Origin of the sequence: Streptomyces triticagri (genome assembly GCF_003429565.1) — a bacterium.
GTDB lineage: Bacteria > Actinomycetota > Actinomycetes > Streptomycetales > Streptomycetaceae > Streptomyces > Streptomyces triticagri.
In genome coordinates, this window is the sequence record NZ_QUAK01000225.1 from 1 (window position 1) to 23,894 (window position 23,894).

Genomic DNA, 23,894 nt, shown 5'->3' on the forward strand with positions numbered 1-23,894 from the left:
CTCCCGTTCGCCGGGAGGCCGCGGATGCGTGTGTACGGGGTGCTCGGCGGCGGTGTCACTTGCCCATGACGAGGCCGTCCTTGTCCGCCCCGCGGCTGAGCACCAGCCGCCGGATACGGTCGCGGGTCCCGGCGAGATCGCCCGTACCCAGGTCACCGCCCAGGTTCGTCACGCGGCCCGCGTCCGGGTCGAACCACATGGGCAGGAACTCGGCCCGGCGCACCGTCCATCGCCCGCCCGGCTGCGCGGGCGGCGCGAAGGTGAAGCGGCCCATCGAGCTCTGGTTGCCGCGGGGGTCCTGTTCCCCGGCGTGGTTGACCATGGCGCCGGCGATCTGGTCGCCCATGCCGTAGACCACCCAGGTCCCGTTGACCTTCTCGTACGCCTGCGGCACGTGGGCGTGGGTGCCGATGATCAGGTCGATGTCCGGGCGTCCGTCGGTCTGCGCCGCGGTGAGCTGCTCGGCGAGGTCGAGCTGGCGTGCGTCGGGCTCGTCCTGCCACTCGGTGCCCCAGTGCGGGCTGACCACCACGACGTCGGCGCCGGCCCGCCGGGCGGCCTTCGCGTCGGCGACGACCTTTGCGGCGTCGAGCTTGTTGACGACCCAGGGCTGTCCCGGCGGCAGGGGCGCGCCGTTGGTGCCGTAGGTGTACGCCAGATGGGCGACCTTGGCGCCGCCCGCCTCCATCAGGGCCGGGCGCTGTGCCTCGTTCGCCGAGCGGGCCGAACCGGTGTGCTTCACCCCGGCGCGGTCCAGGGCGTCCAGGGTTCGGCGTACGCCGGCTGCGCCGTCGTCCAGGGTGTGGTTGGACGCGGTGGAGCAGGAGTCGTAGCCGGTCTCCGCGAGGGCGGTCGCGACCTCGGGGGGCGACTTGAAGGTGGGGTATCCGGTGTAGTCGCCGTTCTCGCCGTAGACCGTCTCCATGTGGCAGATCGCCACATCGGCCCGGGAGACCACGGGCTTGGCGCCGGCGAGCATGGGCCGGAAGTCGTATCCGTCGCCGCCGGCGTCCAGGGCGGCGCGGCTGATGACCGAGTCGTGCGGCAGGACGTCACCGCCGGCGACCAGCGTGAAACCGGCGGGGCGTGCGCCCTGTCCGCCCGCCACCGAGGGGGCGGGGCCGGGGATCTTGGTGGCGTTGCCGCGTGGTGCGGCGGTGCTCGGGGACGTGTCGGGGGCGCCGGCGTCCGTGCCGCAGGCCGTCGCGGCCGTAGCGAGCAGCACGGCCGCGAGCAGCGCCCCGCCCCGAGGGGCGCCCCCGCCGCGATGCCGGTCCTTGGTGTCCCCGGGGCCCGTGCTGCGCTGGGTCATCGGCCAGTCTCCGTCGTTCGGGAATATCGGCCGTACGAATCCACATTCGGCCATATCGGTAGTCAAGCCGCAATACCGAACATGACCCTCGAAATGGGAGCTTCCACATCCACTTGCGTGGCCGGTGGCCCGTTCGCCGCACCATTCGCCGACGGCTTCGACCGCCCGCCGCAGATGGCCGCGCGGCATATGTGCGCAGCGCAGCGCGTGCGTTGCCATACGCCCATGACGACGGCGATCCAGGACTACGGCAGCACGCGCCCCGCGGGCCCACCGGAGGCGGGGCGCCATCCGGCAGCGCACCGGACCGAGGAACGGGTGCTCGCCGAACTGCAGCGTGAGCACGGCGGCGCCCTGTTCACGTTCCTGCTCCGGCTCACGGGCGGCGACCGGCAGCGTGCGGAGGATCTCGTGCAGGAGACCCTGCTGCGCGTCTGGCAGCATCCGGAGGCACTGGCTCCGGAGCACGGTGCGGTACGGCCCTGGCTGTTCACCGTGGGCCGGCGGCTCGCGATCGACGCTCGGCGAGCCCGTCTGGCGCGCCCCACCGAGGTCGACGGCGCCTCGCTCGACCGGGCCCCGGCCTGCGCGGACCACGCGGAGCGCTCGGCCGCGGTCCTCGATGTACGCGAGGCCGTACGAACTCTCAGCCCGGAACACCGGGCCGTCCTCCATCAGGTGTACTTCCGGGGTGCGAGCACAGCGGAGGCGGCTGCCGCCCTCGACATCCCTCCGGGTACCGTGAAGTCCCGTGCGTACTACGCGTTGCGCGCACTGCGGCGAGTTCTCCCGGGATACTCCGGCGACCTGCGGTGAAACCGGTCATCGGGTCAAGCCTCTGCAAAGTCCCTTGCTCGCGGCCCCGTTGAGTAATCGGCTACTGGCAGCCGTTTACTCGGATGAGGGCCGGGAGCCTCGTCCGCACACGGACTGGAGGGACCGGAGGAAGGCAGGACACGATGCCGCACACGAACAGGGACGGCGCCGGTGGCGAACCCGGTGAGCTGACGGTGCCGATGGCGTGGTTGTACGCCGAGTACATCGCCGAGGAGCTGCTGCGCACCGGTGATCTGATGCCGCCCACATCATTCGAGTACCGCGCGGGCCGCAAGGCGCTGGCCCTGACCATCTTTCTGTCCGACGCCGAGGGCGAGTTGGCGGGCATCCGGGTCATCACCCAGCTGGACACCTGGCTGTCCCTGACCGCGTACGACCGGCCCTGGCAGGACTGGGTACGCGAACGGCTCGATGTGCTCGGCGCGGAGGCCGCCGCGGCCGGGGGCACCGGTCCCGACCTCGCGCTCGCGCAGGCCGCCTGGCGCTGGCTGGAGGAGACGGAGCTGCTCGCCCCCGACCTCGACGCCGTGCTGCACGAGGGCGGTGCGCGGCCCGAGGAGGAGGAACAGCCTCAGGTGTGGACGCCGGCCTGGCAGTTGGGGCTGCCGCTGGGGCATCTGGCGATCAGTCTGTTCTGAGGACGGTCCCGCCGGTCAGCCGTCCTGGTGCGAGGACGGTGAAGAGTGCACGCCCGCACGGTACTTGGGAATCCGGACGGTGATCTTCATGCCCGCCCCGCTGCCGGTCTCGATGACCAGACCGTAGGCGTCGCCGAAGACGGTCCGCAGCCGCTCGTCCACATTGGAGAGGCCGATGCCCGCCGTCGGGCCGCCCTCGCCCCGCAGAATGCGGCGCAGCCGCTCCGGCTCCATGCCCACCCCGTCGTCCTCGATGACGACCAGCGCCTCCGCGCCCGCGTCCTCGGCCCTGATGGTGATCCGGCTGCGCGTGACGGCTCCTTCGAGTCCGTGCTTGACGGCGTTCTCCACCAGCGGCTGCAGACAGAGGAACGGCAGCGCGACCGGCAGCACTTCCGGCGCCACCTGCAGAGTGACGGCGAGCCGCTCACCGAACCGGGCCCGGACCAGGGCCAGATACTGGTCGATCGAGTGCAACTCGTCCGCGAGGGTGGTGAAGTCCCCGTGCGTCCGGAACGAGTAGCGGGTGAAGTCGGCGAATTCCAGCAGCAGTTCGCGGGCGCGCTCCGGGTCGGTGCGGACGAACGAGGCGATCGCGGCCAGCGAGTTGAAGACGAAGTGCGGGGAGATCTGCGCCCGCAGTGCCTTGATCTCGGCCTCGATGACGCGGGTTCGTGAACGGTCGAGCTCGGCCAGCTCCAGCTGTACGGACACCCAGCGCGCGACCTCCTCGGTGGCCCGGGCGAGTACGGCGGACTCCCGTGGCGCATAGGCCACGAGCGCGCCGAGCACCCGGTGGTCCACGACGATCGGCGCGGCGACGCCCCAGCGGCGCGGGCAGTCGAGATCGCCGCAGGAGCAGTCGAAGGCGGCGCCACGGCCGGTGTCGAGCAGGGTGGTCAGGCGGTCCATCACCGGGTCGCCGTGCTGGTCGCCGGTGCCGTCCCAGGCGAGGACCACGCTGCGGTTGGTCAGGCAGAGCGCGTCGGTGCCGAGCAGGGTGCGCAGCCGGCCCGCCGCCTTGCGTGCGGTGTCCTCGGTGAGGCCCGCCCGCAGCGGAGGTGCGGCGAGCGAGGCGGTGTGCAGGGTCTCGAAGGTGGCGCGCTCCACGGGCGTGCCGACGTCGCTGCGGCCCACGGGGTGCGCGGTGCGGCGGCCGAGCAGAAAGCCGCCGGCCAGCAGCAGCGGGCACAGGGCGAGCAGTACGGCCGCTCCGGTACCGGTCATCGGACTCTCCGTTCCGCGGCCGGCGCGGGCGCCGCACTCGCGCCGTCGCCCGACTCGGCCGCCGCGGCGGTCTCCTGGACGCTCAAGGACTCCGGCAGATGCAGCCGGGTCATGGTGGCGCTGGTGTGCGGCGGCACGCTGGAACGGGTGGCGAGGGAGCCGAGCACCATGGCGAGGAAGCCGACCGGCACCGACCAGACCGCCGGCCAGGCGAGCAGGGTGTGCAGCCAGCCGTCGCCCGCCAGACCGGTGACGGTGAGCGTCACCGCCACGAGCGCGGAACCGCCGCCGAGCAGCAGCCCCGCGAGGGCGCCGGGCGGGGTCAGCCCGCGCCACCAGATGCCGAGTACGAGCAGCGGGCAGAACGACGAGGCGGACACCGCGAAGGCCATGCCCACGGCGTCCGCCACCGGCACCCCGGTGACGAGCAGCGCACCGGCCAGCGGCACCACCATCGCGAGCGCGGTGGCGAGCCGGAAGTGGCGGACCCCTCGGGAGGGCAGCACGTCCTGGCTGAGCACCCCCGCCACCGCCATGGTCAGACCGGATGCGGTGGACAGGAACGCAGCGAAGGCGCCGCCGGCGATCAGCGCGCCGAGCAGATCCCCGCCGGCCCCGGAGACCAGGCGTTCGGGCATCAACAGGACGGCGGCGTCGGCCTGTTGGCTGAGGGTGAGCTCGGGGGCGTACATCCGGCCGAGCGCGCCGTACAGCGGTGGCAGCAGGTAGAAGGCGCCGATCAGGCCGAGGACGACGACGGTGGTGCGGCGGGCGGCACGGCCGTTGGGGCTGGTGTAGAAGCGCACGACGACGTGCGGCAGGCCCATGGTGCCGAGGAAGGTGGCGACGATCAGCCCGTATGTCGCGTACAGCGGGTGGTCGGCGCGGCTGGTGGCGAGCGGCTGGCTGACGCTGTCGGCCGATCCCGGCTCGCGGCGTGGCACTTCGCCGCCCTCGGGGAAGGTGAGGCGGGTGCCGCCGGCGATGCGGTGGGTGCCCTCGTCGAGGCTGACCGTGGCGTCCTCGTATCGCCGGTCGTCCACGACTCCGTCGGCGCGGACGGTGAGCGGGGCGCCGAGCTTCATGTCGACGGTGTCCTGGATACGGACGGTGCGCTGTTCCCGGAAGCGGGCCGGTTCGTCGAATTCGGGTCCGGGACTGCCGTCGCCCTGCCAGGCGAGCACCAGGAACAGGGCGGGCACGAGCAGCGCGGTGAGCTTCAACCAGTACTGGAAGGCCTGGACGAAGGTGATGCTTCGCATGCCGCCCGCGGCGACCGAGACCACCACGACGACCGCCACCAGGGTGCCGCCGAGCCAGCGCGGCGCCCCGGTGAGGATCTCCAAGGTGAGCCCTGCGCCCTGCAGTTGGGGGGTGAGGTAGAGCCAGCCGACCCCCACCACCAGCATGCTGACGAGCAGCCGCACCTGGCGGGACTCGAGGCGGCCCTCGGCGAAGTCCGGCAGGGTGTAGGCGCCGGAGCGGCGCAGCGGTGCGGCGACGAAGACCAGCAGCACCAGATAGCCGGCCGTGTAGCCGACGGGATACCAGAGCATGTCGGGGCCGTGCAGCAGGAGCAGGCCGGCGATGCCCAGGAAGGACGCGGCGGAGAGGTACTCGCCGCTGATCGCGGCCGCGTTGAGGCGGGGGCCGACGGTGCGCGAGGCGACGTAGAAGTCCGAGGTGGTGCGGGAGATGCGCAGGCCGAAGCCGCCGATGAGGACGGTGGCGAGGACGACGACCGCGACCGCGGTGATCGCGTACGACTGGGGCACGGCGGTCAGTCGCCTTCCGCCGGCCGGCCGGGCGGGCGCTCGGGGCCGTGCACTCCGTGCACCAGGCGGGCGAAGTCGCGTTCGTTGCGCTCGGCGCGGTGCACGTACCACCAGGCGATGCCGACCAGGACCGGATAGCAGGCGAAGCCGAGGACGATCCAGACCACCGAGGCGTTGCCGAGGGCGTCGAAGAACAGCGGCAGGGTCACGACGGTGAGCGCGAGGAAGCCGAACGCGGTGAGCCCGGCTCGGAGTTGACTGCGCATCAGGGACCGTACATAGGCGGCACCGAGTGTGGTCTGCTCGTCGATCTCCGACTGGGTGGGGTGCCCCGGCAGCCGGTGCACCCGGCGCGGCTCCCCGGTGACCACTTCACGTCGGGGCGTTGGCTCTGCGGACACGGCCAGGAGTGTACGGCGCGTGCGGGGTGCGGCGGAAGGCTCCGTTCATAACGAACGGGCTGGTCAGGGGCATGGTGTGCGGGCGCGTCAGGTGCCGCTCGGGCGCATCAGGAGCTCGCGCAGGCGCGGGGCGTGGCGGCGGGACACGGCGAGTTCGGCCTCTCCTATCCGCACGCTCATGCTGCCCGCGTCGAGGCGGAGCTCGTCGATGCGGTGCAGCGCGACCAGATGCCGCCGGTGGATCCGTACGAAACCGTGCTGCTGCCAGCGCTCCTCCAGGGTGGACAGCGGCACCCGCACCAGGTGGCTCTCCTCTCCGGTGTGCAGCCGGGCGTAGTCGCCCTGGGCCTCGGCGTAGGCGATGTCGGAGACGGCCACCAGGCGGGTCACGCCGCCGAGCTCCACCGGGATGCTCTCGGCCGTGGTGGCGGGCACCGGGCGGGCGGTCCGCGTCTCGCGCGTGCCGACCTGCTCCGCCACGCGCCGTACCGCCTCCGCGAGCCGCTCCGTGCGGACCGGCTTGAGCACGTAGTCGACGGCCTTCAGGTCGAAGGCCTGCACGGCGAAGTCCTCGTGCGCCGTGACGAAGACGATCAGCGGGGGCCTGGCGAATCCGGCGATGAGGCGGGCGACGTCGAGTCCGGTGAGTCCGGCCATCTGGATGTCCAGGAACAGCACGTCGACGGCGTCCGCGCTGTCGGGCCCGGCCTCCAGCGCGCGGCCGATGCGGCGCAGCGCCTGATTGGCGTCCGTGGCCCCCTCGGCGCTGCCGATCCGCGGGTCGGCGCGGAGCAGGTAGAGCAGCTCGGCGAGTGCGGGTTCTTCGTCGTCGACGGCCAGTACGCGCAGCATGCGCCTGGAGTGTATGTGGTCGGCAGTCGTGGGCCAATGCCGGTGAAGGTTGAGTGAATCGGCGGTGTGCTGCGTACCGGAGAGCCGGAGCACCTTCGGGCGGAAACGTGGGGATCGACATGCTGGGGCCTGAACGCCATCGCGACGCCGGCGCATACGCGCTCGGTGTACTGGACCGGGCGGACGCGTTCCGCTTCGAGGAGCATCTGGCGGTCTGCCCCGACTGCTCCGCGGCGGTCTCCGGCTTCGCGAGTACGACTCGGGCGCTTGCGCGTTACGCGGGGTCGGCGCCCCCCGCCGCCGAGGCGTTCACCGTGGTGTCGCCCGCGCTCCTGGACCGCCTGCTGGCCGAGGTGGGGCGGGCCCGGCGGCGAGGGGAGCGGGCGCGGCTGCGCCTGGTGGCCGCCTCGGTGGTGCTCGCGGCCGCCGGCGCCGGGGCGGTGGGAGCGTACGACGGCGGGGGCGAACCGGACGCGACACGGCTCGTCGCGCGGGACGCGAAGAGCGGGGTGTCGGCTGTGCTGGTCGAGCACGACCGGCGGTGGGGTACGGAGGTGGGTCTCGAGGTCAGCGATCCGGACGGCACCCGGGACTGCGCACTGGTGGCGGTGGCCAGGGACGGCACGGAACGGACCGTCACGACGTGGTCGGCCGGGGCCGAGAGATCCATGACGACCAGCGCGGGTACGGCGCTGCGCCCCACGGAGATCGACCACTTCGAGGTCCGTACGCGGGACGGCGAACGCCTGGTCTCCCTGTCGAGCCCCTCCGGCGGCTGAGACGGGCGCACCTCCCTGCGCGGGCGAGGCCGAGAGCATGCAGCGAAGGTGCGGTGCGGCGGCCCGCGTCATCGGTCGGGAATCGTGAACTCGCACCACACGCACTTGCCCGACCCCCGTGACTCCACCCCCCACACCTCCGCGAGCCGGTCCACGAGGAGAAGCCCCCGCCCGGACACCCCCGACTCCCCCGCCTCGCGCCGCCGGGGCAGTGCACTGGAGGTGTCCTCCACCTCGATCCGCAGCCGCCGCTCGCTCCCGGCGAGCACCCGCAGGGTGACGATCGCGGCCCCTTCCGTGTGCATCAGCGCATTGGTGATCAGCTCGTCCGCGACCAGTTCGATCTCGTCGGCCCCCTCCCCCGCGCCCCAGGCCCGCACCGCCGCGCGGATCATGTGCCGGGCCTCGGTGAGCGCCTCCGGGTCGCCGGGGCCGACGTACTGCTGCAGCCGCCCGCCGGACTGCGGCGCATCGGTCAGGCGGCGGCGCAGCAGGAGCAGCGCCGCGTCGTCGAGGCCGGACGCCGCCTCGTCCGCGCCGCAGAGCAGATCCGCGAGTTCGCTCAGGTCCGCGGGGCCCGAGCCGACGAGCGAGGTGAGGCGTTGCAGGCCGTCGTCCAGATCGGCGCCGGGCTCCTCGACCAGGCCGTCCGTGCACAGCACCAGGGTCTGGCCCGGGTCGAGCTCCATGGTGGTGACCGGGTATTCGAGCCGCCCGAACTCTGCGGAGAGGCCGAGCGGCAGGGCGCCGTCCACGGGCAGCCGCCGGCAGCCGCCGTCGGTGCCGCGCACCAGCGGGTCGATGTGACCGGCCCGGACGAACTGGACGACTCCCGTGGAGAGTTCGGCCTCGGCGTACAGGCAGGTCGCGAAGCGGTCGGTGTCCAGTTCGTGCAGGAAGGACGAGGCGCGGGCCATCACGGTCGCGGGGTTGTGGCCCTCCGCCGCGTACGCCTTGAGGACGATGCGCAGCTGGCCCATGACGGAGGCCGCATGGGTGTCGTGTCCCTGGACGTCGCCGATCACGGCGCCGACCTTGCCGCCGGGCAGTTGGATGACGTCGTACCAGTCGCCGCCCACGTCGCGTCCCTCACGGGCAGCGCGGTAGCGCACCGCGATGTCGGCGCCGGGTACGTCCGGGATGGTGCGCGGCAGCATCGCCTGCTGGAGTCCTTGTGCCAGGTCCTTCTCCTGCTCGAAGAGCATGGCGCGCTGCAGGCTCTGGGCGATGGAGCTGCAGAGGGCGACCAGCAGGTTCCGCTCCTCGGGGGTGAATCCGGTCTTGCCGGTGTAGAGGAGGCCGATGGCGCCGATCGGTCTCGCCTGTGCGATGAGCGGCAGATACGCGGCGGCGGTGATCTCCAGATGGGCGATGTGCGGCCACAGGATCGGGTACGAATCGGCGAAGTCCTGGGCGCTCTCGATGAACCGCGGTGCCATGGTGCGCACCACCTCACCCATCGGGTACGGCTCGTCGATGCGGGTGATCGCCGTGCCCTCCACATAGGCGCCCTGGGGCCCGTCGGCGACGAGTCGGATCCGGCCGGCCTCGACGAGCCCGACGACCAGGCTGGCCGGTCCGAAGCGGGAGATCCCCTGCTCGTCGCTGAGCACGTCGATGACGTCCTGGACGGTACGGGCGTGGGCGAGCGCTGCCGCGGTGGCCTGGACGACGCTGGTCTGCCGCCGGCGCTGCGCGTCCGTCTCGAGGCGGGCCTCGGTGTCGCTGAGCTCCTGGGTGGCGTCCCGGACGATGCCGATGATGCGGCGCGGGACGCCCTCGTCGTCGCGGCGGATGCAGCCCTGGGTGTGGGTCCAGCGCAGGCTTCCGTCCCGGCGGCGGACGCGGAAGTAGGCGCCGTAGTTCTCGCTGCCGTCCTTCAGGGCGCGGGACACCATGCCGTCCAGGCGGTGCCCGTCGGCGGGAGGTACGCGGTCGGCGAGGGACAGCGGGCGCTCGTCGTACTCCTCCCCGGTCAGGTCGAAGATCTCGCGCGCCTGGGCGTCCATGTGCATGAGACCCGTGCCGAGGTCCCAGTCGAAGCTGCCCATCCGGTTGAGCGCCAGGATCGGGTCCGGGTGCAGGGGCCAGTCGTCCGGGAATGACAGGTCGCTCGTTCCCCGATCAACCATGGAGCCACCTTGCCACTGTTCGTACCCTTTTTCGACATTTGGCTACGTCGCGTGATCGGGCCGTACGGTCAGCTTCCCTGGGCTCCCAGCAGCGGCGTCGGGCAGCCGTCCGGGATCGGCAGAGCGGCGCCGTCGGGGCCGGTCGGCAGCACGGTGGGGCAGTCGTCCGGGGTGTCGTCGTCCGTCGTCCCGTCGGGGTTCTGGCCGGCGGACTCGTCGGGGTCGGGGTCGTCCTGGTCCGGGTTCTCCTGCTGGTCCGGGTCGTCGGGGTCGGGCTGCTGGTCCTGGTCCTGCTGGTCCGGGTCGTCCTGGTCCGGGTCGTCCGGATTCACGGGCGCGTCCGGGTCGTCCTGGTCGGGGTCGTCCTGGTCCGGGTCATCGGGATCGTCGGGCGAATCCGGATCGTCGGGGCTCGACGAGTCCGGGTCCGGGGACTCGTCGTCGTCCGGCCCGGTGGAGTCCTCGTCCGGGCTGGGGCTGGTCGTCCGCGGGCTCGGCTCCGGCGGCGGAACGGGCTTGTCGCGGCGACCGTCGTCGCCGATCGGGCGCTGGATCCAGGTGTTGTTGGTGACGTTCACGATGGTGATGTTGTTGATGACCTGCGTCGACTGCTGGATCACCACGACCTGGTCCACCTGATAGCCGGGCCACTGCTTGCCCTGGTGGCGCGGGCTGCCGTGCAGCTGCGCGGGCGGCGTCAGCGGATTGCCGCAGGCGCAGCGCACCCGGGGCAGTCCCCGGTTGTCGACCAGGACCGCGGTGCCGGCCTGCATCACCGACTGGTACGCGTTCGCACGGCCGGACCGGAAGCCGTGATTGGTGACCCGGGTGTCGGCGCGCAGCTGGACCGGGGTGAGCCCGCGCAGATAGGCGGTCACCTCGGACCGGCTGATCCCCACGGCCCCGGCGAAGGCCGCGGCCTTGGCCGGTTCGGCGGAGAGGAAGCGGATCTGCTTCTCGACGTCGCAGCTGCTCACGTTCCGGGTGCCGCCGTAGAGACCTGCTGTGTCGCCGGAGTAGGTGCGCGCACCCCGCCCGCTCGGCGTGCCCGTCGGATCCGATTGCGGCGATCGGGTGACGGGCGGAGCCGTCGCCGACCGGGCCGCGGTGGACTCGGTGAACGGGTCGGGGCCCTCGGCGGCCACCGGCTCCAGGAAGAGTTCCTGGTCGGACGCGGCGGCCACGCCGCTCTGGCCGCCGGTCGTGCAGCCGGCGAGGGCGAGGGCGGCGCTCGCCGCGAGGGCCGTGGGTATCGCGAAGGCCTTGGCTCTCCGCCTCGTCACTCGCTTCACACCGATCTCCCAGCCGCGTTCGACGTATTCGTCCGTGTTCGTTGCTGTTCGTTGCTGTCTGTGCCCATTGTCTGGCGGCTCACCGACCGGCCCGCAAGCCGAGCCGGGGTGCCCGGAGTCAGACTGGGAGGCGTGGAGTGGTTCGCTGCGCCCGAGTACTGGGTGGCCCGGCTGGTCTTCCAGCGGGGCCTGGCCGCGGTCTATCTCGTCGCGTTCGTCGGCGCCGCCCTGCAGTTCCGCGCGCTGATCGGCGAGCGCGGGATGCTGCCCGTGCCGCGGTTCGTGGCCGCGGTGCCGTTCCGGCGGGCCCCGAGCCTGTTCCACCTCCGGTACTCGGACCGCCTGTTCGCGGTGACCGCGTGGACGGGCGCGCTCTGTGCCGCTGTGCTGCTCGCGGGCCTGGACGGAGGGCTTCCGCCTGCCGCGGCGATGGCGCTGTGGGCGGTGCCGTGGGTCCTGTATCTGTCGATCGTGAACGTCGGGCAGACCTGGTACGGCTTCGGTTGGGAGTCACTGCTCCTGGAGGCCGGCTTCCTCGCGGTCTTTCTGGGCCCGTCCCATCTCGCGCCACCGGTCCTGGTCCTCTGGTTGCTGCGCTGGCTGCTGTTCCGCGTCGAGTTCGGCGCGGGCCTGATCAAGTGGCGCGGCGATCCCTGCTGGCGCCGGCTCACCTGTCTGGACTTCCATCACGAGACGCAGCCGATGCCGGGCCCGCTGTCCTGGTTCTTCCACCGGCTGCCGAAGCCGGTGCACCGGGTGGAGGTGGCCGCGAACCATGTGACGCAGCTCCTGGTGCCCTTCCTGATCCTCACCCCGCAGCCGGTCGCCTCGGTGGCCGCCGGAATCGTCGTGGTCACCCAGCTGTGGCTGGTCCTCTCGGGCAACTTCGCCTGGCTGAACTGGCTCACCATCGTCCTGGCCGCCTCGGCGGTCGACTACACCCCGCTCACCGGCCCGCCGCCCGCCCTCGATGCGCCGCCGCTCTGGTACGAGATCGTCGTCCTGGCCGTGACGGCGCTCGTCGTCGCCCTCAGTGTCCGGCCGGTGCGCAACATGCTGTCCCGCCGGCAGGTGATGAACCGCTCCTTCGACCCGCTCCACCTGGTCAACACCTACGGCGCCTTCGGGACCGTCGGGCGGGTGCGCCACGAGATCGTGCTGGAGGGTACGGATCACGCGCACCCGCCGTCCGACGACACGGCCTGGCGGGAGTACGGCTTCCACGGCAAGCCCGGTGAAGTACGGCGTCTGCCACGGCAGTTCGCGCCGTACCATCTGCGGCTCGACTGGATGATGTGGTTCGCCGCGCTGGGTCCGAGGTACGCGGAGCCATGGTTCGGCGGGTTCGTGGAGCGGCTGCTCGAGGGTGACCGGGACACCTTGCGGCTACTGCGTCAGAACCCGTTCCCCGATGCCCCGCCGGCGTTCGTACGGGCCCGCCTCTACCGGTGCCGGTTCACCACCTGGCGCGAGCTGCGGGCCACCGGCGCCTGGTGGCACCGCGAGTATCTGCGCGACTTCCTGCCGCCGACACGGCTCGACACCACCGGTCGCCCCGTCGGCGGGGGCGGCCGGCCGGCTCAGAGGCGGTAGGCACGCCTGGCGGTTCCCGAGAACACCTCGATGCGCTCACCGGCGGACAGATCTTGTGTCAACTCCCGTGCCACATCCACCACTTCGGTGTATCCCGCGGCCAGGGTGCAGACCGGCCAGTCGGAGCCGAACATCAGGCGCGACGGCCCGAAGGCCTCGAGGACCCGGTCCGCGTACGGTACGAGGTCGGCTGTCGTCCAGGCACCCGGGTCCGCCTCGGTGACCATGCCGGACAGCTTGCAGAAGGTGTTCGGCAGGCCTGCGAGCGATGTGACGTCCGCGGCCCAGGGCTGCAGCGCCCCGGCAGCGATCGGCGGCTTGCCCAAGTGGTCCAGTACGAAGGTGAGTTCGGGATGCCGCGCGGCCGCCTCGGCGCAGGCGGGCAGCTGGTGCGGAAGGACCACCAGGTCGTATGCGAGCCCGGCCGCGGCGACCGCGTCGAGTCCGCGCCGCACGTCGGGGCGGAGCAGCCAGGACGGGTCGGGTTCGCCCTGCACCTGGTGACGGATGCTCACCAGGTACTGTCCACCGGGCAGTTCACGCAGCCGGTGGAGCCGGTCGGTGATGTCGGGCGCGGTGAGGTCGGCCCAGCCCACGACTCCCGCCACGAGTTCGCTGTCGGCGGCGAGCGCGAGGAGCTCCGGTGTCTCGTCCGCGACGGTGACGGTCTGCACCAGCACGGTGGCGACGACGCCGGCGCCGCGGGCGAGCGGCTCCAGCTCGGCGAGCGTGAAGTCTCTTCGGATGGGGGCGAGTTCGGGTCCGGTGATCCAGTCCTGGTCGCGCACGGACAGGTCCCAGACGTGGTGGTGGGCGTCCACGACGGCATCCGGGGCGCTGTTCACGATCACAGCTCCCAGACGGCGGGCAGACCGGCGTCGGCGCCCTCGGACGAATAGTCGTGGACGACATCGAGCAGCTCGGACATCCGGGCCTGCCAGGCGACGTTCACCGGCAGCTTCTCCAGTTCGGCGATCATCCGCGGATAGTCCTCGCACTCGATGAGGTGGAAGAGGTCCCTGCCGCTGCGCCAGATGGTCCAGGAGGTGGCGCCGGCGGCGCGGATCGCATCGGTGAGCTCCACGGGCACTTCACGGTGCGCCGCCTCGTACTCCTCTATGCGGTCGGCGCGGACCTTGGTGTGCAGGGCGATTCTCATCACTCGACTCCGGTCTGACGGCTGGCGCATGGGTCGGTGGTACGGAGTGTGCGGTGTGCCGGGGTGTCCGGTACCAGCGGCGTCACCGGCACCGGGGCGCCCGCGGGCAGCAGCCCCTCCGACTGCAGTTCCTCCCACAGCGCTGCCGGCACAGGGCGGTGGAACTGCCGTACTGCATCGGTCACTTCGGCCGCCGAGCGTGCCCCGACCAGGACCGAGGCGACGGCCGGGTGGCCGAACGGGAAGGCGAGCGCCGCGGCCCGCAGGGTGGTGCCGTGCCGGGCGGCCGCCTCCTTCATGCGCAGGGCACGCACCAGCACCTCGCGCGGCGCCTCGGCATAGTCGTAGGTCGCCCCTGGGGCCGGGTCGGCGAGCAGACCGGAGTTGAAGACGCCGCCGATCACGACGCTCACGCCCCGGGCGGCGGCCGCCGGCAGCAGTTCGGTGAGCGCGCTCGGGTCGAGCAGCGTGTAGCGGCCGGCGCACAGCACGGCGTCGACGTCGGTGTCACGGACGAAGCGGCTGAGCATCCGGGTCTGGTTCATGCCCGCGCCGATCGCGCCGACCACCCCCTCGTCCCGCAGCCGCTCGAGCGCGGGGTACGCCTCGGCGAAGGCCTGTTCGGCGTGGTCGTCGGGGTCGTGCAGATACACCAGGTCGACCCGGTCGAGGCCGAGCCGGCCGAGGCTGTCCTCGATGCCGCGCCGCACCCCGTCGGCGCTGAAGTCCCAGACCCGGCGGTGGGTGGCGGGGGCCGCGAAGCCGTTCGCCAAGTCGTCCCCGTACGGGGGCTGTTGCTCCACGAGCAGTCGGCCGACCTTGGTGGAGACCACGTACGAGTCCCGGTGCCGCCCGCGCAGCGCGGCGCCGAGCCGGCGTTCGGACAGGCCCACGCCGTAGTGCGGTGCGGTGTCGTACGAGCGGATGCCCGCGGCCCAGGCGGCTTCGACGGCGGCCGCGGCCTGCTCCTCGCCGACCTCCGTGTAGAGGCCGGCGAGCGCGGCCGCACCGAAGGACAGCCGGGTGGGCCGCACTTGACTCGCGCCGAGCCGGGTGCGCCGGGACGCCGGAGTGTCCGCCGCCGGTTCGGCGGGGGTGGCGCCCGTCATGACTGTGCGGGGCGCAGCCTGAGGCCCTGCATGCCGCCGTCCACCGCGAGGGAGGTGCCGGTGGTGGCGCCGGCGGCCGGGCTCGCCAAGTAGGCGATGGCGGCGGCGACTTCGTCCGCGGAGACGAGGCGCCCGGTGGGCTGGCGGGCTTCGAGTGCGGCGCGTTCGGCCTCCGGGTCCGGTGCCGCGTCCAGGAGGCGGCCGATCCATGGAGTGTCGGCGGTGCCCGGGTTCACGCAGTTCACCCGGATCCCCTCCCTGATGTGGTCGGCGGCCATGGCCAGGGTGAGGGACAGGACGGCGCCCTTGGATGCGCCGTAGAGCGCGCGCTGCGGCAGGCCGGCGGTGGCCGCGATGGAGCAGGTGTTGACGACGGCGGCGTGCGCGGAGCGCCTGAGGTGGGGCAGGGCGGCGCGGGTGGTGCGCACCATGCCGAGGACATTGACGTCGAGTACGTGGTGCCACTGGTCGTCGTCGTTGTCCTCGACGGTGCCCTGGGCGCCGATGCCCGCATTGTTGACGAGGATGTCGAGGCCGCCCATCTCCGCGGCCGCCGAGGACACCGCCTCGCGCACCGAGGCGTCGTCGGTGACGTCGCCGCGCCGGGCGAGCAGGGGCTTCGTCACGCCCGCGATGTCCAGGTCGAGCACGGTCACCGCGGCGCCGCGGGCGGCGAGGAGTTCGGCGGTGGCCCGCCCGATTCCGGAGGCTCCGCCGGTGACCAGGGCGCTGAGACCCTCGTACTCGCGTGCTTCGCTGGTCATACGGCCGCTCCGTTCTGCCGGGACTGATCGGGCTCCGGGGGCAGCTGGGCCGGTGGGGAAGCCCAACAGGCGCCGCCGGGGAAGAGGAACTCGGTGAGTGTCTCCGGCCGCATGGTGGCGGAGAAGCCCGGTGCGGTGGGCGGCAGATAGTGGCCGTCGCGCACCGTGACCGGGTCGAGGAAGTTCTCGTGCAGATGGTCGACGTACTCGATGGCGCGGTTCTCGGTGGTGCCGGTGAGCGCCACATAGTCGAACATCGAGAGGTGCTGGACGAGTTCGCACAGCCCCACTCCCCCGGCGTGCGGGCAGACCGGGACGCCGAACTTGGCGGCGAGCAGCAGGATCGCGAGGTTCTCGTTGACTCCGCCGACCCGGGCCGCGTCGATCTGCAGGACGTCGATGGCGCCGGCCTGCAGCAGCTGCTTGAAGACGATCCGGTTCTGTACGTGCTCGCCGGTGGCGACCCGGACGGGGGCGACGGCCCGGCGGATCGCCGCGTGCCCGAGCACGTCGTCGGGGCTGGTGGGCTCCTCGATCCAGTACGGGTCGTACGGGGCGAGGGCCTTGGTCCAGCGGATGGCCTCGTCGACGTTCCACCGCTGGTTGGCGTCGACGGCGATGCGGATGCCGTCGCCGACGGCGGCGCGTGCGGTGCGCATCCGGCGCAGGTCGTCGTCGAGGTCGGCGCCGACCTTCAGCTTGATCTGGGTGAATCCGTCGGCGACCGCTTCGGTGGCGAGCCGGGTGAGCTTCTCGTCGGAGTAGCCGAGCCAGCCGGGCGAGGTCGTGTACGCGGGGTAGCCGCGCTCCCGCAGGCGGCGGGTGCGGTCGGCGGCGCCCTGCCTGCCGCGCCGCAGCAGGTCGAGGGCCTCGTCCGGGCCGAGGGCGTCGGCGATGTAGCGGAAGTCGACCTGGGAGACCAGCCAGTCGGGGTCGGCGTCGGCGAGCAGCCGCCACAGCGGCAGGCCGGCGCGCTTCGCGGCGAGATCCCAGACGGCGTTCACGACGGCGCCGATCGCCATGTGCATCACGCCCTTCTCGGGCCCGAGCCAGCGCAGTTGGCTGTCGCCGATCAGGTCGCGGTTGAGCGATCCGGGGTCGGCGCAGAGGGCGTCGAGCGGGCGCCCGAGCAGGTGCGGGCGGAGCGCGTCGATGGCGGCGACCTGCACCTCGTTGCCGCGCCCGATGGTGAACGAGAAGCCGTGGCCCTCGTGACCGTCGGCCGCGTCGGTGCGCAGCACGACATAGGCGGCGGAGTAGTCGGGGTCCGGGTTCATCGCGTCGGAGCCGTCGAGCTCCCGCGAGGTGGGGAAGCGGATGTCGTACGTCTCGACGGCGGTGATCCGGGCGGTGCCCGGCGATGCGGTGCCAGGCGTTGCGGTGCCAGGCGTTGCGGTGGAAGACAAGGTGTCCCTCTCGGACAGTGGCGCAGGTCAGTCCTGTGCGCGGCCGGTGGTGACGCGGGCGATCATCAGGGCGACGAGGATGATTCCGCCGTAGATCGCCTGGATCCAGAACGACGGCACCTGGGCCAGGGTGAGCAGGTTCTGTACGACGCCGAGCAGCAGTACGCCGGTGAGGGCGCCGAACATGGTGCCCTTGCCGCCGTCCAGGCTGATTCCGCCGATGACCGCGGCCGCGAACACCGTGAAGATCATGTTCTGGCCCTGGTTGGCGTTGATGGCGCCGACGTATCCGGTCTGCATCAGTCCGCCGAGCGCGGCGAGGGTCCCGGCGACGACGAAGACGCCGAGCATCACCCGCTCCACCCGGATCCCGGCCGCCCGGGCCGCCTCGGGATTGCCGCCGATCGCGTAGAGGGAGCGGCCGATGCGGTGGTACTTCAGGACGAGCCCGGCGAGGCCGAAGGCGGCGGCGGCCAGCCACACGGACATGGGGATGGTGAGGAAGGTGGTGGTGGCGAGGGCGTAGAAGGCGTCGGGCATGCCGAAGAGGGTCTTGCCCTCGGTGGCGCCGACCAGGAGTCCGCGCAGCACGATCAGCATGGCCAGGGTGACGATGAAGGCGTTGAGTTTGAACTTGACGACCAGTACCCCGTTGAACGCCCCGATCGCCGCGCCGACCAGGAGGATCGCCAACACCGAGACCACAGCGGGCAGTTCGGTGCCGAAGCCGGCCTGGGCCGCGGGCAGGACGAGCAGGGCGCCGACGGCGGGCGCGACACCGACGACCGATTCGAGCGACAGGTCGAACTTCCCGGTGATCAGGACGAGCGCCTCGGCGAGCACCACCATGGCGAGCGCGGCGGAGGCGCCGAGGATCGAGATCAGGTTCCGCTCGGTCAGGAACGAGTCGTTGAGCAGCGCCCCGAGCACCAGAAGCAGCAACAGGGCGGGTACGAGGGCGAGTTCGCGGGCTCGCCGGAGCAGCACCGAGCGTCCGCCGCGGTCGGCCGGGGCCTGCTTGCCGATGTGGTCCGCCGGGACCGAGGCCGACGCGGCCTTCGTGTCAGCCATGGTCCACTCCTTCGATGGAGGCGATGAGTTCGTGGTCGTGCCAGCCGGCGGGATGCTCGGCGACGATCCGGCCGTGGAAGAGGACGAGCACCCGGTCGCAGCGCCGCAGATCGTCGAGTTCGTCGGAGACGACCAGGACGGCCGTCCCGTCCTCGCGGCAGCTGTCCATCCGGGCGAGCAGGGACTCCTTGGACTTCACGTCCACACCGGCCGTGGGGTTGATGAGGACGAGCAGGCGGGGGTCGGATGCGAGCGCGCGGGCCATCACCACCTTCTGGGCGTTGCCGCCGGACAGGTCGGACACCGGCTGCTGCGGTCCCTCGGCATGGATGTCCAGGCGCTCGATCAGCTCGTCGGCGAACCGTGCGCGGCGGTCCGAGCCGACGAATCCGAACCGTCCGAGGCGGGACAGGACGGTCATGGTGGCGTTGTCGCCGATCGTCATGCCGGGCACCAGGCCCTCGTCGTGACGATCGCGCGGGACACAGCCGACGCCGGCCCGCAGCGCGGCCGGCACATCGCCGAACGGCAGTGCTCTGCCGTCCAGTTGGGCGCTTCCCGAGCTCGGGGTGTGCAGTCCGGCGAGGCTCTCGGCCAGCTCGATCTTGCCGCTGCCGCTGATGCCGGCGAGGCCGACCACCTCTCCCCCGCGGACGGTGAACGAGATGTCGGTGTACGCCTCGGCGGTGAGACCCGACACGGTGAGCAGCTCGGGGGCGTCGGCGGGTACCGCGTCCCGCGCCGGGCCCTGTCCCGTCACCGCCTCGCCCGCCATCGCCTCCACCAGCTCGGCGCGCGGGAGTTCGGCGACGGGGGCGGTGGTGATCCAGCGAGCGTCGCGCAGCACGGTGACGGTCTGGCAGACCTCGTAGACCTCCTGCAGATGGTGCGAGATGAACAGGAAGGTGACTCCGGACTCCTGGAGCGAGCGCATCCGGGCGAAGAGCCGCTCGATCTCGCGGTTGTCGAGCTGCGCGGTCGGCTCGTCGAGGATGATGAAGCGCGCACCGAAGCTGAGCGCGCGGGCGATCTCCACCATCTGCCGGTCCTCGACCCGCAGTTCGGCGGTGCGGACATCGGGGTCGACGCGCACGTCCCAGGTGGCGAGGACCTCGGCGGCCTGCTCGTGCAGTCTGCGCCAGTTGATGAGGCCGCCTCGGCCGGTGGGCTGGCGGTTGATGAACAGGTTCTCCGCGACGGTGAGTTCGGGTACGACGGTGGGCTTCTGATAGACGCAGGCCACCTTCGTACGCCAGGCGTCGCGGTCGGCGAGGGCGGGTGCGGGGCCGCCGTCGAAGCGGACCGTGCCCTCGTCGGGGGCCTGCAGTCCGGTCAGGATGTTCACCAGGGTGGACTTGCCCGCGCCGTTGCGGCCGACGAGGGCGTGGGACTCACCGGGCAGGACGGTGATGCGGCCGTCCTGCAGGGCGACGGTGGGTCCGTAGCGCTTGGCGACGCCCTCCGCCTCCACGAGGGGGATGGTGGGTGTGCTCATTCGACGGTGTTGCCCCACAGCTCGGAGTCGTCGACGTTCTTCTTGGTGACCAGCGGCGCGGGCAGCTGGTCCTCGAGGAGTCCGCTGGGCAGCTTCACGATCTTCGAACCGTGGTCGGTGGGACCGGGTTTGAAGGTCTTCCCGGCCATCGCGGCCTTGATGTAGTACATGCCGTACTTGGCGTACGCGTCGGCCGGCTGGGAGACCGTCGCGTCGATCTGCCCCTTGCGGATGGCGTCGAACTCCTGCGGGATGCCGTCGTTGGAGACGATCGAGATGTGACCCTTGCCGCCGGCCTTCTTGAGCATGCCCTTGGACTTCAGGGTCTGCAGCGTGGGTGCGAGATACACCCCGCCCGCCTGCATATAGATGCCCTTGATGTCGGGGTTGGCGTTGAGCAGGGTGTCGAGCTTGGACGCGGCGGTGTCCGACTCCCACTTGGCGGGGATCTCCAGGACCTTGAGGTCCGGGTACTTCTTCTTCGCACAGGAGCGGAAGGCCTCGGAGCGCTCGCGGCCGTTGACCGAGGCGAGGTCGCCCATGATCTGGACGACCTTGCCCTTCTTGACCTTCCCGCCGAGGAATTCACAGGCCTTCTGCCCGTACGCGACGTTGTTGGCGCGGACCACCATCGCGACCTTGCCCTTCTCGGGCGCCACGTCGACGGCGACCACGGGGACGCCCTTGCGCTCGGCCTGGTCGAGTCCGGCGGAGATCGCGGCACTGTCCAGGGGAGCCACGACGAGTCCTGCGACGCCCTGGTTGAGCTGGTTGTTGATGTCGGTGATCTGCTGGGAGGAGTCGCTGTTGGAGTTGACGGTCTTGAGTGCGTCGACTCCCTCCGACTTCGCCATCTTCGGCACGTAGTCGTTGTACGACTGCCAGAAGGGCGAGGTGAGCAGCGGCAGGATCACCCCGACCTTGCCGCCGTCGCCGTCCTTGTCTCCGGAACCCGGCGATGCGCCGGTGTCCTTCGTACTGCCGCAGGCGGCGAGCAGCAGGCCGGCACCGACGGCGGCTGCCGTGACTCGCAGGGTTCGTGAGCTGAATCGCGCAGTTCTGCCGGCCATCCGACGGCTCCTCATGAGGCGACTGTTGAGCGAGTGCGAGGAATATTTATCAGACCACTTGGCGCGCACAACACCCTCCGTCGGCAACTTTTCCCGCATTCCCGCCATGGTGGTCAGACCACTTTGCTGGCTAGACTGCGCGGCACTCGGTCGGAGGGAGTGGTCGTGGAGCACGTCGATCAGGTGGCACAGGGGGAGCAAGTCTCCCCACCGAAAGGCACGGTGACACAGCGCGCCATCGAGGAGGTCAAGGCGATGATCGCCGAGGGCCGGCTCGAACCGGGCCAGCGCCTGCCCACCGAACGGGAACTCGCCGCCCGACTCGGCATCTCCCGCAGCTCGATGCGGGAGGCGATCCGCGCCCTCACCGTGATCGGGGTCCTGCAGGCGCGGCACGGCTCCGGCATCTATGTGACCCAACTGGAGGCGGGCGACCTCCTGGAGACGTTCGGCGTGGTCGCCGACCTGTCGCGCGGACCGCGTCTGGTGGAGCTGCTCGAGGTGCGCAGGGTGCTCGAGTCGACCGCCGCCGCACTGGCCGCGGCCCGGATCACCGAGGACCAACTGGCCGAGGTCGAGGGCCACTTGATCGCCATGAACGCGACCGACGACCCGGAGGAGATCCTCGCGCACGACCTGGCCTTCCACCGCGCGATCGCCACCGCCGCGGGGAACGACACGATGGCGGCGATCCTGGAGGGCCTGTCCTCGCGTACGTTCCGGGCCCGGGTCTGGCGCGGCTACCAGGAGGAGGGCGCCTTCGAGCGCACCCGCCGCGAGCACGACCGCATCCACACGGCTCTCAGGTCCCGTGATCCGGAAGCCGCCCGCGCGGCCGCGGCCGCGCATGTCGGCGAGGTCGAGCAGTGGCTCCGGACCCAGCTGAAGTCGCTGTGACCCAGGGTCTGTCCGGCGGATCTTCGTGGATCGGCCGGACAGACCCTGGTGACCCGCACGCGCCACTTCTTCGCACGGCAGCACACCTCCGCACTGGACCGGCACGACCGACCCGAACAGGAGAGCGCACCGTATGACAGTGAGCCGCAGAACCTTCCTCACCGCGACCGCCGTTGCGGCGGCCGGCACCTCCTGGGTGCTCGCCGGCGGCCCGCCCGCCGTCGCGGCAGCTCGCGAGGACGCGTACCGACTGCCGATCAGCCCCGACGACAGCATCGAGCAACTCCTCGCCACCGCCGCCCGAATACGCCCGACGGAACGTCAGATCGCCTGGCAGCGACTGGAACGCACCGCGTTCCTGCACTTCGGCGTGAACACCTACACCGGTCTCGAATGGGGCACCGGCGACGAGGCCCCCGAGCTGTTCCAGCCCACCGGGCTCGACACCGACCAGTGGGCGCGGGCGCTGCGCGACGGCGGCTTCGAGCTCGCCATCCTCACCGTCAAGCACCACGACGGCTTCGTGCTCTACCCCAGCCGCTACACCGGGCACACCGTCGCCGCCAGTTCCTGGCAGGCCGGCCGCGGCGACGTGGTCCGCGCCTTCGCCGACTCCATGCGCCGGCACGGCATCAAGGTCGGCCTGTACCTCTCCCCCGCCGACGAGAACCAGTATCTGCACGGCGTCTACGCCAACGGCAGCCCCCGCACCACCCGCACCGTCCCCACCCCGGTCGACGGCGACGACCGCGCTGCCGACGGCCGGCGCACCTTCGAACTGCCGGCCACGGACTACGGCGCCTTCGTGCTCAACCAGCTCTACGAGGTGCTCACCGAGTACGGCCCCGTCGACGAGGTGTGGTTCGACGGCGCGAAGGGCCGTATCCCGGACGACGAGGTGGAGGAGTACGACTGGGACAGCTGGTACGCCCTGATCCGCGCCCTGGCACCGGACGCCGCCATCGCGGTCAGCGGCCCGGACGTGCGATGGGTCGGCAACGAGGGCGGTCTGGCGCGCGAGGACGAGTGGAGCGTGGTCCCGGTCAAGGAGCAGACGTACGGCCGTACGGATGTCGCGCTGCCCGCCGACGCACCCGAGCACGGCAGCCGGGACGCACTGCTCGAGGCCCGAACGGTGGCCACCCATCTGCAGTGGTGGCCGGCGGAGTGCGATGTGTCCATCCGGCCCGGCTGGTTCTACCACGAGGACGAGCAGCCGAAGTCCGTGGACGAGCTCACGGACATCTACTTCCGTTCCGTGGGCCGCAATTCGGTGCTGCTGCTCAACATCCCGCCGGACCGGAGAGGGCTGCTTCCGGACGCGGACGTGGAACGGCTGAGCGCGTTCCGCGCCCGTGTCGAGGCGGAGTTGCCGGAGGATCTGGCCCACGGAGCGGCCGCTTCCGGCGACGGATCGGGGGCGGGCCGTGCGGTCGACGGCGATCCCGACTCGGCCTGGGTGGCGCCCGCGCCCTCGCGGGGAACCCTGGAGATCGACCTCGGCCGGGAGCAGGAGGTGGACCGGATCCGCCTCGCGGAGGACATCCGGCACGGGCAGCAGGTCGAGCAGCTCGTGGTCGAGGCGCGGGTCGAAGGGGACTGGTCGCCGGTCGCCGAGGTCGGCGTGGTCGGGGCGAGCCGCATCGTGTTGCTGTCCGGCGCGACGCGGGCGCGGCACTGGCGGCTGCGGGTCACGGGGTCCCGACAGGCCGCCGGAATCAGCGAGTTCGGCCTGTACCGGTCACGCACCTGAGTGATCGGTCACGCCGGTGAGTACCTGACCGGTGGGCGGCCGTCCGTCGTGGTGACGGCCGCCCCTGCAGGGTCGTCAGTCCACGCTCGGCAGGATGTGCGGCTCGGCGAGGTCGTCCTCGTAGCCGGCCAGCCGGATGGGGGCCGAGCGGGCCCACACATCGAGGCTGCCGAGCTTCTTCGGGGCCTTCGTCTGCCTGCGTTCCTTGGGGCGTTGTTCGCTCTTCGTCTTGTCCGGTGTCACCGCGCACTCCTTCTGTGTCGGGTAACCGCCGGGTCGCACCGACCCGGTGCCGGGCCTCCGGCCGGCCACCCTTCGGGGCTCTTGATGGG

The 23,894-nt window shown here is 71.7% G+C and carries 22 protein-coding genes; 6 read left to right on the forward strand and 16 right to left on the reverse strand.

Features of this window, described 5'->3' with window-relative positions:
* Positions 1 to 55: 55 nt before the first annotated feature.
* A complete protein-coding gene (locus tag DY218_RS29910) occupies positions 56 to 1,312 on the reverse strand; it encodes a CapA family protein (RefSeq protein WP_128559299.1) in 1,257 nt (418 codons plus the stop codon).
* Between the two features lie 189 nt (positions 1,313 to 1,501).
* Here DY218_RS29910 and DY218_RS29915 point away from each other — a divergent pair, with 189 nt between their 5' ends.
* Both DY218_RS29915 and DY218_RS29920 read left to right on the forward strand, forming a co-directional pair.
* Entirely contained in the window at positions 1,502 to 2,128 is a 627-nt protein-coding gene (locus DY218_RS29915; protein WP_128559321.1) for a sigma-70 family RNA polymerase sigma factor, read from the forward strand.
* Positions 2,129 to 2,271: 143 nt separating this feature from the next.
* A complete protein-coding gene (locus DY218_RS29920; RefSeq protein WP_128559300.1) occupies positions 2,272 to 2,787 on the forward strand; it encodes a hypothetical protein in 516 nt (171 codons plus the stop codon).
* 15 nt (positions 2,788 to 2,802) lie between these two features.
* On the opposite strand, the gene DY218_RS29925 is transcribed toward DY218_RS29920, so the two are convergent.
* From DY218_RS29925 to DY218_RS29940, 4 genes are all read right to left on the reverse strand, one after another.
* Positions 2,803 to 4,014: a sensor histidine kinase gene (locus tag DY218_RS29925; protein WP_128559301.1), complete on the reverse strand. Its 1,212-nt coding sequence runs from the start codon at positions 4,012 to 4,014 to the stop codon at positions 2,803 to 2,805.
* On the reverse strand, positions 4,011 to 5,789 hold the full coding sequence (locus DY218_RS29930; RefSeq protein ID WP_128559302.1) for a sodium/solute symporter: 1,779 nt from the start codon (positions 5,787 to 5,789) through the stop codon (positions 4,011 to 4,013). Before DY218_RS29930 ends, DY218_RS29925 begins: the two co-directional genes overlap by 4 nt.
* 5 nt (positions 5,790 to 5,794) lie before the next feature.
* Positions 5,795 to 6,190, reverse strand: coding sequence for a hypothetical protein (locus tag DY218_RS29935; protein ID WP_128559303.1), 396 nt, complete (start codon positions 6,188 to 6,190; stop codon positions 5,795 to 5,797).
* 87 nt (positions 6,191 to 6,277) lie between these two features.
* Positions 6,278 to 7,042, reverse strand: a complete 765-nt coding sequence (locus DY218_RS29940) for a LytR/AlgR family response regulator transcription factor (protein WP_128559304.1) — start codon at positions 7,040 to 7,042, stop codon at positions 6,278 to 6,280.
* Between the two features lie 119 nt (positions 7,043 to 7,161).
* Here DY218_RS29940 and DY218_RS29945 point away from each other — a divergent pair, with 119 nt between their 5' ends.
* Positions 7,162 to 7,821 carry a zf-HC2 domain-containing protein gene (locus DY218_RS29945; RefSeq protein WP_128559305.1) on the forward strand — a complete coding sequence of 220 codons (660 nt, stop codon included), beginning with the start codon at positions 7,162 to 7,164 and terminating at the stop codon, positions 7,819 to 7,821.
* A gap of 68 nt (positions 7,822 to 7,889) precedes the next feature.
* Here the strand turns inward: DY218_RS29945 and DY218_RS29950 are convergent, their stop codons facing one another.
* Together DY218_RS29950 and DY218_RS29955 are read right to left on the reverse strand one after the other, a co-directional pair.
* Entirely contained in the window at positions 7,890 to 9,953 is a 2,064-nt protein-coding gene (locus DY218_RS29950; protein WP_128559306.1) for a SpoIIE family protein phosphatase, read from the reverse strand.
* 68 nt (positions 9,954 to 10,021) lie between these two features.
* On the reverse strand, positions 10,022 to 11,236 hold the full coding sequence (locus DY218_RS29955) for a DUF6777 domain-containing protein (RefSeq protein ID WP_128559307.1): 1,215 nt from the start codon (positions 11,234 to 11,236) through the stop codon (positions 10,022 to 10,024).
* 141 nt (positions 11,237 to 11,377) lie between these two features.
* Here DY218_RS29955 and DY218_RS29960 point away from each other — a divergent pair, with 141 nt between their 5' ends.
* On the forward strand, positions 11,378 to 12,838 hold the full coding sequence (locus tag DY218_RS29960; protein ID WP_128559308.1) for a lipase maturation factor family protein: 1,461 nt from the start codon (positions 11,378 to 11,380) through the stop codon (positions 12,836 to 12,838).
* Here DY218_RS29960 and DY218_RS29965 read toward each other — a convergent pair.
* The 8 genes from DY218_RS29965 to DY218_RS30000 are packed head-to-tail and all read right to left on the reverse strand — an operon-like array spanning position 12,826 to position 20,912.
* Positions 12,826 to 13,683 carry an amidohydrolase family protein gene (locus DY218_RS29965; protein ID WP_233521964.1) on the reverse strand — a complete coding sequence of 286 codons (858 nt, stop codon included), beginning with the start codon at positions 13,681 to 13,683 and terminating at the stop codon, positions 12,826 to 12,828. The genes DY218_RS29960 and DY218_RS29965 overlap by 13 nt on opposite strands.
* A gap of 2 nt (positions 13,684 to 13,685) precedes the next feature.
* Positions 13,686 to 13,997, reverse strand: a complete 312-nt coding sequence (locus DY218_RS29970) for an L-rhamnose mutarotase (protein ID WP_128559309.1) — start codon at positions 13,995 to 13,997, stop codon at positions 13,686 to 13,688.
* Positions 13,997 to 15,106: an aldo/keto reductase gene (locus tag DY218_RS29975; RefSeq protein WP_128559310.1), complete on the reverse strand. Its 1,110-nt coding sequence runs from the start codon at positions 15,104 to 15,106 to the stop codon at positions 13,997 to 13,999. The genes DY218_RS29970 and DY218_RS29975 overlap by 1 nt, the downstream gene beginning before the upstream one ends.
* A complete protein-coding gene (locus DY218_RS29980) occupies positions 15,103 to 15,870 on the reverse strand; it encodes an SDR family NAD(P)-dependent oxidoreductase (protein WP_128559311.1) in 768 nt (255 codons plus the stop codon). Before DY218_RS29980 ends, DY218_RS29975 begins: the two co-directional genes overlap by 4 nt.
* Entirely contained in the window at positions 15,867 to 17,276 is a 1,410-nt protein-coding gene (locus DY218_RS29985) for an L-fuconate dehydratase (RefSeq protein ID WP_128559312.1), read from the reverse strand. Before DY218_RS29985 ends, DY218_RS29980 begins: the two co-directional genes overlap by 4 nt.
* Positions 17,277 to 17,303: 27 nt before the next feature.
* Entirely contained in the window at positions 17,304 to 18,347 is a 1,044-nt protein-coding gene (locus DY218_RS29990) for an ABC transporter permease (RefSeq protein ID WP_128559313.1), read from the reverse strand.
* Positions 18,340 to 19,842 (reverse strand): sugar ABC transporter ATP-binding protein, encoded by a 1,503-nt coding sequence (locus DY218_RS29995; protein WP_128559314.1) that lies wholly within the window; start codon positions 19,840 to 19,842, stop codon positions 18,340 to 18,342. The genes DY218_RS29990 and DY218_RS29995 overlap by 8 nt, the downstream gene beginning before the upstream one ends.
* The gene (locus tag DY218_RS30000) at positions 19,839 to 20,912 is read right to left on the reverse strand and encodes a sugar ABC transporter substrate-binding protein (protein WP_128559315.1); all 1,074 of its coding nucleotides are present in this window, start codon (positions 20,910 to 20,912) and stop codon (positions 19,839 to 19,841) included. The genes DY218_RS29995 and DY218_RS30000 overlap by 4 nt, the downstream gene beginning before the upstream one ends.
* A 165-nt stretch (positions 20,913 to 21,077) precedes the next feature.
* Between DY218_RS30000 and DY218_RS30005 the strand changes: the two genes are divergently transcribed.
* Both DY218_RS30005 and DY218_RS30010 read left to right on the forward strand, forming a co-directional pair.
* A complete protein-coding gene (locus DY218_RS30005; protein WP_128559316.1) occupies positions 21,078 to 21,809 on the forward strand; it encodes a FadR/GntR family transcriptional regulator in 732 nt (243 codons plus the stop codon).
* Positions 21,810 to 21,942: 133 nt separating this feature from the next.
* Positions 21,943 to 23,562 carry an alpha-L-fucosidase gene (locus DY218_RS30010; RefSeq protein WP_128559317.1) on the forward strand — a complete coding sequence of 540 codons (1,620 nt, stop codon included), beginning with the start codon at positions 21,943 to 21,945 and terminating at the stop codon, positions 23,560 to 23,562.
* A 75-nt stretch (positions 23,563 to 23,637) separates the two neighbouring features.
* Here the strand turns inward: DY218_RS30010 and DY218_RS34660 are convergent, their stop codons facing one another.
* Positions 23,638 to 23,805 carry a hypothetical protein gene (locus DY218_RS34660; RefSeq protein ID WP_199566896.1) on the reverse strand — a complete coding sequence of 56 codons (168 nt, stop codon included), beginning with the start codon at positions 23,803 to 23,805 and terminating at the stop codon, positions 23,638 to 23,640.
* Positions 23,806 to 23,894: the final 89 nt, after the last annotated feature.

Bases quoted from the DNA above. Each gene is read 5' to 3' on its own strand.
- DY218_RS29910 (WP_128559299.1), bottom strand. From the start codon at position 1,312: ATGACCCAGCGCAGCACGGGCCCCGGGGACACCAAGGACCGGCATCGC.
- DY218_RS29915 (WP_128559321.1), top strand. From the start codon at position 1,502: ATGTGCGCAGCGCAGCGCGTGCGTTGCCATACGCCCATGACGACGGCG.
- DY218_RS29920 (WP_128559300.1), top strand. From the start codon at position 2,272: ATGCCGCACACGAACAGGGACGGCGCCGGTGGCGAACCCGGTGAGCTG.
- DY218_RS29925 (WP_128559301.1), bottom strand. From the start codon at position 4,014: ATGACCGGTACCGGAGCGGCCGTACTGCTCGCCCTGTGCCCGCTGCTG.
- DY218_RS29940 (WP_128559304.1), bottom strand. From the start codon at position 7,042: ATGCTGCGCGTACTGGCCGTCGACGACGAAGAACCCGCACTCGCCGAG.
- DY218_RS29945 (WP_128559305.1), top strand. From the start codon at position 7,162: ATGCTGGGGCCTGAACGCCATCGCGACGCCGGCGCATACGCGCTCGGT.
- DY218_RS29950 (WP_128559306.1), bottom strand. From the start codon at position 9,953: ATGGTTGATCGGGGAACGAGCGACCTGTCATTCCCGGACGACTGGCCC.
- DY218_RS29970 (WP_128559309.1), bottom strand. From the start codon at position 13,997: ATGAGAATCGCCCTGCACACCAAGGTCCGCGCCGACCGCATAGAGGAG.
- DY218_RS29975 (WP_128559310.1), bottom strand. From the start codon at position 15,106: ATGACGGGCGCCACCCCCGCCGAACCGGCGGCGGACACTCCGGCGTCC.
- DY218_RS29980 (WP_128559311.1), bottom strand. From the start codon at position 15,870: ATGACCAGCGAAGCACGCGAGTACGAGGGTCTCAGCGCCCTGGTCACC.
- DY218_RS29990 (WP_128559313.1), bottom strand. From the start codon at position 18,347: ATGGCTGACACGAAGGCCGCGTCGGCCTCGGTCCCGGCGGACCACATC.
- DY218_RS29995 (WP_128559314.1), bottom strand. From the start codon at position 19,842: ATGAGCACACCCACCATCCCCCTCGTGGAGGCGGAGGGCGTCGCCAAG.
- DY218_RS30000 (WP_128559315.1), bottom strand. From the start codon at position 20,912: ATGGCCGGCAGAACTGCGCGATTCAGCTCACGAACCCTGCGAGTCACG.
- DY218_RS30010 (WP_128559317.1), top strand. From the start codon at position 21,943: ATGACAGTGAGCCGCAGAACCTTCCTCACCGCGACCGCCGTTGCGGCG.